The organism is Pontibacillus yanchengensis Y32, from assembly GCF_000770635.1.
GTDB lineage: Bacteria > Bacillota > Bacilli > Bacillales > BH030062 > Pontibacillus > Pontibacillus yanchengensis.
In genome coordinates this window covers 1-6580 of sequence record NZ_AVBF01000110.1, presented here as the reverse complement: position 1 = coordinate 6580, position 6580 = coordinate 1, and the positions used below count along the sequence as shown (strand labels likewise).

The window sequence follows — 6580 nt, the reverse complement described above, 5'->3', positions numbered from 1 at the left end:
ACGCGAGTTGTTCCACGGCCACCTTTATTCCATTTAAAGAAACGGAAACTTTTCTTTAATCCATAATATCTCGAATCAAAGTCTTCAACATAATGGTACTTATATGGAAGAACAAAAAACTATTTTATTATTATATCAACCCAAAACTTTTACACAGCCATGTAAAAAAGCGTACACTCTTTAAGAATGTACGCACATCCATTAAATTATTCAATTTCAAAAGTAGCTTCTCCTACCCCCATCTCTGTTTGTATAGAGATAATGACATCTGATGTATCATACGCTTCATTAACGTAAACACCATCACCTTTTGATATCAAGTCCACAAAGTTCGATTCACCAATTCCTTTAGAGGACTCTATAATTACCCCAACGTCTTTCGGCAAGACCACATGAGTATCCCCTACACCAGTATTTAATTCGACATCAAAGCTTTCTTTCCAGTTCCCACTCAAATCTACGTCCATTTCCCCTACACCAGTATGAATAGATAAATCAGAAAGGTTTAATCCACTTAGATTCAAAGAGGTATCTGAAGCGCCTGTATTCACATTAAGCTTTATTGGTACTTCTTTTGTTAAGTTGACTTCCCATTCATTTACCTTATCACCTATGTTCAAATCGACATTCTTAGAATCCTTAATTTCTACTTGACCCGTGCCATTATTTAATTGATAGCTAATTTGAGGTTTATTTTTAGTGGAGCTATACATTATACTTCCTTCCACCCATTTATCGGTACCGCTATCGACCAGTAATTTACCAGCGCCTAAATGTAACTCAACATCCAGTTGTTTTGCTTCATCCTGATCAACTATAATTTCACTTTTCTCAACTTCACCTGATTTTCCAAGACTAATATTACAGCCAGTAAGTACCATACCTAATACAACCCATGCACTTAGAAGACGGATAGGTTTCATCGATTTTCCTCCTTGTATATTTCTATATACATCATAATAAGGATTTGATTGGTTTAGTACAGTCTGTAGGTATAAATCTTCATACGACTTAAGACGTATTTTGATTTCACAATTCACCTATGTCATAAAAATCAGTTTAACTAAAAACATTAATCTTGGACATAGTAAAAAAGACTATTGAATACAGATGGAGGTAAACCACATGCTCAGCATAATCATTGGACTTGTCCTGTTAATGTTATTAGCATATTTAGGTTGGTCAATCATTTGGATTGCACCACTTGTGTCTGGAATTGTTGCCCTGCTCAGTGGCATGAATATTTTAGAATCTTACACTGGAACTTATATGGAGGGCTTTGTCGGATTTGCGAAAGATTACTTTCCTATTTTCTTATTTGGTGCGATATTTGGTAAGTTAATGGAGGATACAGGCGCTGCACAATCCGTAGCCTATAAAATAACAAGCTTCATTGGTAAAGAAAGAGCTATTCTAGGAATGCTCTTATCTGCAGCGATATTAACGTATGGTGGAGTAAGTTTGTTTGTAGTTGTGTTTGCTGTTTATCCATTAGCTGTTGCTATGTTTCGACAAGCAAATGTTTCTAGGAAATTAATCCCTTCTACGTTTGTTCTTGGGGCTTTTACGTTTACGATGACGGCCATACCAGGAACTCCACAAATCCAAAATATCATCCCTATTAAAACATTTGATACGAACACAATGGCAGCTCCTATTCTAGGAATTGTCGCTGGACTAATTATGGCAGTAGGCGGCTATTTTTATTTAAAATTTCGTCAAAAACAACTAGATGCAAAAGAAGATACGTTCACAGAACCACAAGGGGATAATAAAGTAAATGAGATTAACGAAGATGAGCTACCAAACTGGATTCTATCTGTCATTCCATTAATTGCTGTTGTTGTAACCTTAAATGTTTTTGAAGATTTGAGTATTCTCGTGGCATTATTAATAGGGATTATTTTAGTAATGGTATTTAACTTTAAAGACTATAAAGAATTTATTAGCGCTATTAATGGCGGTGCCTCTGGATCGGTAATGGCAACTGTTAATACAAGTGCTGCCGTAGGTTTTGGTGCGCTTGTTACTGCTTCACCTGGGTTTGAAACAGTGAAGGAATTAATATTCGACATCCCTCTAAGCCCTTATTTTTCAGAAGCATTTGCAGTTCAACTTCTAGCTATGATAACAGGTTCAGCCTCTGGTGGTATGGGAATAGCACTAGAAGCTTTAGGTGAACAATATTATAATATTGCTGTTGAGCAAGGCCTAAGTTTAGAAGCTTTCCATAGAATCACATCCGTAGCTTCCGGAGCTTCTATCCTACCTCATAACGGTGCCTTACTGACGTTATTTACAGTAACCGGTCTTACACATAAAGATTCTTATAAAGACGTATTTGTGGTAGGATTATTTATCCCTATGATTGCAACAATCGCTATCATTTTACTTGCAATGATGGGAATAAATTAATCATACCTAAAAAGCATTGAATTCCAACAAGAATTCAATGCTTTTTTGATGCTTTACCAATACAAGTATTAACCTCCAACTAGTAAAATATTACCAATTTTAATCGCGAGGATATAAATATACATTTTTTAGGTGATAATATGGAAAACATTTAGGAGATTCACTATCATGCATGTACTATTTTCGTTTTTCTTGTTATTAACTACTATAAAATGGGGAAATTGGAAGAAACTCACCCATCATTTAGATACACTCTGGTATGTATCCTCCATGAGTCTTCTTTACCTAATTATTGTTGATGATTATCATTTATGGACCTATGAATCCATCTGGCTTACATCAAAAGAACTCACGTTAATCCATTCCTTTATCGTACTACCTTCCATCACATTTCTATACATCAGCCATATGCCAAGAAAAATGCTTCATAGAAGCTTTTACACACTTGCTTGGGCGCTTGGATCTTTTCTATTTTCTTGGATGTTTTATAAGTTAGAACGTTTAAGCTTCCATAATAACTATGAACTTTGGATGGATCTGCCTTTTTATGTTATTATGTATATCTTTATAAGTTTACATAGAACACGTCCCTTCTTAATCTATGGGTTATCCATCTTGATTATCATTTTCTTCATACTATTTTTTAAAGTACCCTGGTAATAACAAACAAAAGCGCAAGCGCCCGGTTAGCGACGTACAAACTGTCCTAACTCTTTGAAGTTCGATTAAAACCGCTGCATCACGCAGCAACATCGAACCAACCTACGTCCTGTAGGCCGAAAGGAAACTCGAAGAGCGATAGCGATTCGATGTTGACTTATCGTAAGGAGGTGCCGGAAGTTTGCTAGTTGCTGGGCGCTGGAGCTGGACGTGGCTACTTTACTTCTTCAGTTATACACAAGCATTGAATTTTATAATTTCTGACAAAAATAAAAAGGCTACCACAATTGGTAACCTCTTATTTACGTTTCTATTATTGAACCGTGTATCCTCCATCAATTACAGCAGCTTGCCCTGTAATACTCTTAGCATTTTCACTTACTAAGTAAATGGCATAATCTGCTATTTCTTGAACTTGAAGTAATCTTTTTTGTGGCACTAGAGGATAAATAACCTCTTCTAATGCTTTTTCTTTATCGATATTACGCGTATTGGCTAAGTCCTCTAATTGGTTTTGTACTAACGGAGTGTCTACATAACCTGGACAAATAGCATTTACCGTAACACCATGATCTGCGGCTTCTAAAGCTGCTACTTTAGTTAACCCTATGACGCCGTGTTTCGCACTATTATAACCTGCTTTACCAGCAAACCCAATCAACCCATTAACGGAGGCCATATTTAATATCCGACCATAGCCTTGTTCTTTCATGTGTGGAAACGCATATTTAATACCATAAAACGGACCCTTGAGCATAATATCAAGAATTAATCCGAATTTCTCTGATGGAAATTCTTCAATAGGGGCAACATGCTGAATGCCTGCGTTATTAACTAGTATATCAATTCGACCAAATGACTCAATCGTCTTCTCAATTGCATTTTTCACATCTTCTTCTTTAGCAACATTTGCCACAACTCCATCAGCAGTGAATCCTTGGGATGTTAACTCTTTAACAGATTCCTTTAATGTATCTTCGTTAATGTCATTTAACATGACTTTCGCGCCAGCTTTGGCGAATTCAGTAGCAATTTCCAAACCAATTCCTTGACCAGAACCAGTGATAAGCGCTGACTTTCCTTCAAGCATTTGTGTGTTCCTCCTTTTATTCAATCTACCTGTTATATTGCCCAATTGTAGAAAATTAAGTAAAAATTTTGTACAAATAGTAAAGCGAAGTACACAATGCATCTTCCATTTCAAATTGCTTCAAAGAACAAAAGCGCAAGAACAGAAAAAAACATAAAGGATTACTCCTCTATGTTAGTCTATTGCCTTATACTCTTTTGCTAGCTGTTGAAATGATTTGTCACTTTTCACTACTGCTATTTTTGTACCAATAGGGATCCTATCGTAAATATACTCTACATCTTTATTGTTCATTCGGATACAACCATTTGATATATATTTACCTATTGAGCTTGGCTGGTTGGTACCATGTACACCATATATACGACCATCAGTACCTTTTGCATCAAAGCCAATCCATCTTGACCCTAAAGGATTTCTAGGATCACCGCCTGGTATATCCAATTTTCGATAATACGGATCTTTCGCCTTCACTGTAATTATGTGTAGCCCTTCAGGCGTAAGGTCATTCGTCTTCCCAGTGGCAACCGGATATACATTCTGAACTTTATTGTCATCTATATATGCTAATTGATTGGTGCTCTTGTTCACGATTAAGAAGGGGTACCCACGTGAAGGATTTTCACCAATTGGCCAAATGGGAGACATGGCCAATAGCACAATTATGAGCAAGCTCTTCATTACAAAACCTCCTTATAAAGACTTCGTAAGAATAGCTTGCCCTAAATAATCAGGAACATTATATATCACTCTTTTTGAACATACGTTTAATGACTAGATACTGTTCTATTTCATTTAATAATGTAAATAAACTCGCTCTTGTTTCAAATTCTTCCCTTGTCTGTGGCAAGTCTGCTTGTTTAAATTCATGACGCAATTCTTTAATCTGCTGCAAAAATAGTACAGCCGTATTTCCTGGGTGAACATTTTGAGATAATTCTTCAAAAAAGTCAGCTATAATGACAGCATGATTTGATGTTTGATTAATCCTGCTTATTAACGGTAGCATTCGTTCGAGAAGTTCAAACTGTTTTTGCCTCATTTGAAAGTAATGATAATACTGGTGATGACCACGTAACAAATGATTTTCAACATCTCGATAAGCTAATGCCTTTGCTTCATCAAGTAAATTAGCTGTAGTGGTTAGTTCTTTCCCTGTCCACTTTTGATCACCCGACCGTAAGAATACAGCAATTTCTTGTAATATACGTTGAAAATTCTCTTCTACAGCTGTTTGTTTTTCACGAAGCTTTCCTTCTAAACTAGGCATGTACAAGTTTAGTAATAAGGCTACGCCAATTCCTACAACTATTAGAAGTAGCTCATTAAGCAATGTTTCTCCGTTAATATTATTGGACCCATATAAATGAAGAATAATAACAGAGCTTGTGACAATGCCTTCGGTTATCTTCAATTTTACTGTAGTAGGAATAAATAGAATGAGCATAATACCTATTGCCAATGGGTGATAACCGATTGTTTCAAAGATAATAAATGAAAAAATCATTGCAAGTACACATGCTGCGAAACGAGATGATGCACTTACAATAGAACGTTTCCTTGTGTTTTGAATACATAGTATCGTTAAAATTCCTGCCGAAGCAAAATTGGTTAACGCCAGCATCTGAGCAAACCAAATAGCAACAGGAGTTCCAACTGCCGTTTTTAATGTACGGTATCCTATTTTCACATCTCAATCTCCTTATAAAGATCTAAACGATAACCTATAGAATAACGAAAAAGATGGCCAAGAGACCATCTTTTTCAGTTAATGGATGGTAGACCATCCCTATTTATACTTCTTCACAATGCTGATCAAAGATACCTTGCAATTTACCTACCACTTGAATTGGGTCAAATCCTTCAATATCATGTCGTTCTACCATCGTTACAATTTCTCCATCCTTTAGAAAAGCGAAAGAAGGAGAAGATGGCGGGAAGCCTACAAAATATTCACGTGCACGATTTGTAGCCTCACGATCTTGACCTGCAAAAACTGTTACAAGGTTATCAGGGCGTTTATCATAATGAATAGCATGCGCAGCAGAAGGTCTAGCTACTCCACCAGCACATCCACAAACTGAGTTTATCATTACTAGCGTAGTACCTTTACGTTGTAATGCCTCATCTACTTCTTCAGGTGTAGTTAATTGCTCATAACCCGCTTGTTCAATCTCCGTACGAGCTTGCGTAACAACATCTTCCATAAATATATTAAAATCCATATTGCATAGCTCCTTTATTTAGAGTTACCTACTACTCATATCCTATCAAGATTTGGTAAGGTATTCAACGGTATGAACTCGTACTTATGAACGAAGTTTGGAAATTGTTTAACATTATACACAATATAAATATATTCAATATTAGAGGCATAATCTTGAAGACTTGGATTCGAGATAATATGGGCTAGAG

7 protein-coding genes are annotated in these 6580 nt (G+C 36.2%); 2 read left to right on the top strand and 5 right to left on the bottom strand.

The window, feature by feature from the left end:
* Nucleotides 1–206: 206 nt before the first annotated feature.
* Nucleotides 207–923, bottom strand: coding sequence for a toast rack family protein (locus N782_RS20080; RefSeq protein ID WP_036824696.1), 717 nt, complete (start codon nucleotides 921–923; stop codon nucleotides 207–209).
* A 202-nt stretch (nucleotides 924–1125) separates the two neighbouring features.
* On the opposite strand from N782_RS20080, the gene N782_RS20075 reads away from it, so the two are divergent.
* Together N782_RS20075 and N782_RS20070 are read left to right on the top strand one after the other, a co-directional pair.
* A complete protein-coding gene (locus N782_RS20075; RefSeq protein WP_036824692.1) occupies nucleotides 1126–2415 on the top strand; it encodes a GntP family permease in 1290 nt (429 codons plus the stop codon).
* 168 nt (nucleotides 2416–2583) lie between these two features.
* The gene (locus tag N782_RS20070) at nucleotides 2584–3075 is read left to right on the top strand and encodes a hypothetical protein (RefSeq protein ID WP_036824689.1); all 492 of its coding nucleotides are present in this window, start codon (nucleotides 2584–2586) and stop codon (nucleotides 3073–3075) included.
* Nucleotides 3076–3388: 313 nt separating this feature from the next.
* Here the strand turns inward: N782_RS20070 and N782_RS20065 are convergent, their stop codons facing one another.
* The 4 genes from N782_RS20065 to N782_RS20050 all read right to left on the bottom strand — a co-directional run bounded on the left by N782_RS20065 (nucleotide 3389) and on the right by N782_RS20050 (nucleotide 6390).
* Nucleotides 3389–4165: a 3-hydroxybutyrate dehydrogenase gene (locus N782_RS20065; protein WP_036824687.1), complete on the bottom strand. Its 777-nt coding sequence runs from the start codon at nucleotides 4163–4165 to the stop codon at nucleotides 3389–3391.
* Between the two features lie 174 nt (nucleotides 4166–4339).
* Nucleotides 4340–4846 (bottom strand): L,D-transpeptidase, encoded by a 507-nt coding sequence (locus N782_RS20060; RefSeq protein WP_052111471.1) that lies wholly within the window; start codon nucleotides 4844–4846, stop codon nucleotides 4340–4342.
* Between the two features lie 58 nt (nucleotides 4847–4904).
* Nucleotides 4905–5855: an aromatic acid exporter family protein gene (locus N782_RS20055; RefSeq protein ID WP_036824685.1), complete on the bottom strand. Its 951-nt coding sequence runs from the start codon at nucleotides 5853–5855 to the stop codon at nucleotides 4905–4907.
* A gap of 103 nt (nucleotides 5856–5958) precedes the next feature.
* Nucleotides 5959–6390 carry a BrxA/BrxB family bacilliredoxin gene (locus N782_RS20050; protein ID WP_036824681.1) on the bottom strand — a complete coding sequence of 144 codons (432 nt, stop codon included), beginning with the start codon at nucleotides 6388–6390 and terminating at the stop codon, nucleotides 5959–5961.
* Nucleotides 6391–6580: the final 190 nt, after the last annotated feature.

Coding starts and splice junctions, on each gene's coding strand:
- N782_RS20080 (WP_036824696.1), bottom strand. CDS start 923: ATGAAACCTATCCGTCTTCTAAGTGCATGGGTTGTATTAGGTATGGTA.
- N782_RS20075 (WP_036824692.1), top strand. CDS start 1,126: ATGCTCAGCATAATCATTGGACTTGTCCTGTTAATGTTATTAGCATAT.
- N782_RS20070 (WP_036824689.1), top strand. CDS start 2,584: ATGCATGTACTATTTTCGTTTTTCTTGTTATTAACTACTATAAAATGG.
- N782_RS20065 (WP_036824687.1), bottom strand. CDS start 4,165: ATGCTTGAAGGAAAGTCAGCGCTTATCACTGGTTCTGGTCAAGGAATT.
- N782_RS20060 (WP_052111471.1), bottom strand. CDS start 4,846: ATGAAGAGCTTGCTCATAATTGTGCTATTGGCCATGTCTCCCATTTGG.
- N782_RS20050 (WP_036824681.1), bottom strand. CDS start 6,390: ATGGATTTTAATATATTTATGGAAGATGTTGTTACGCAAGCTCGTACG.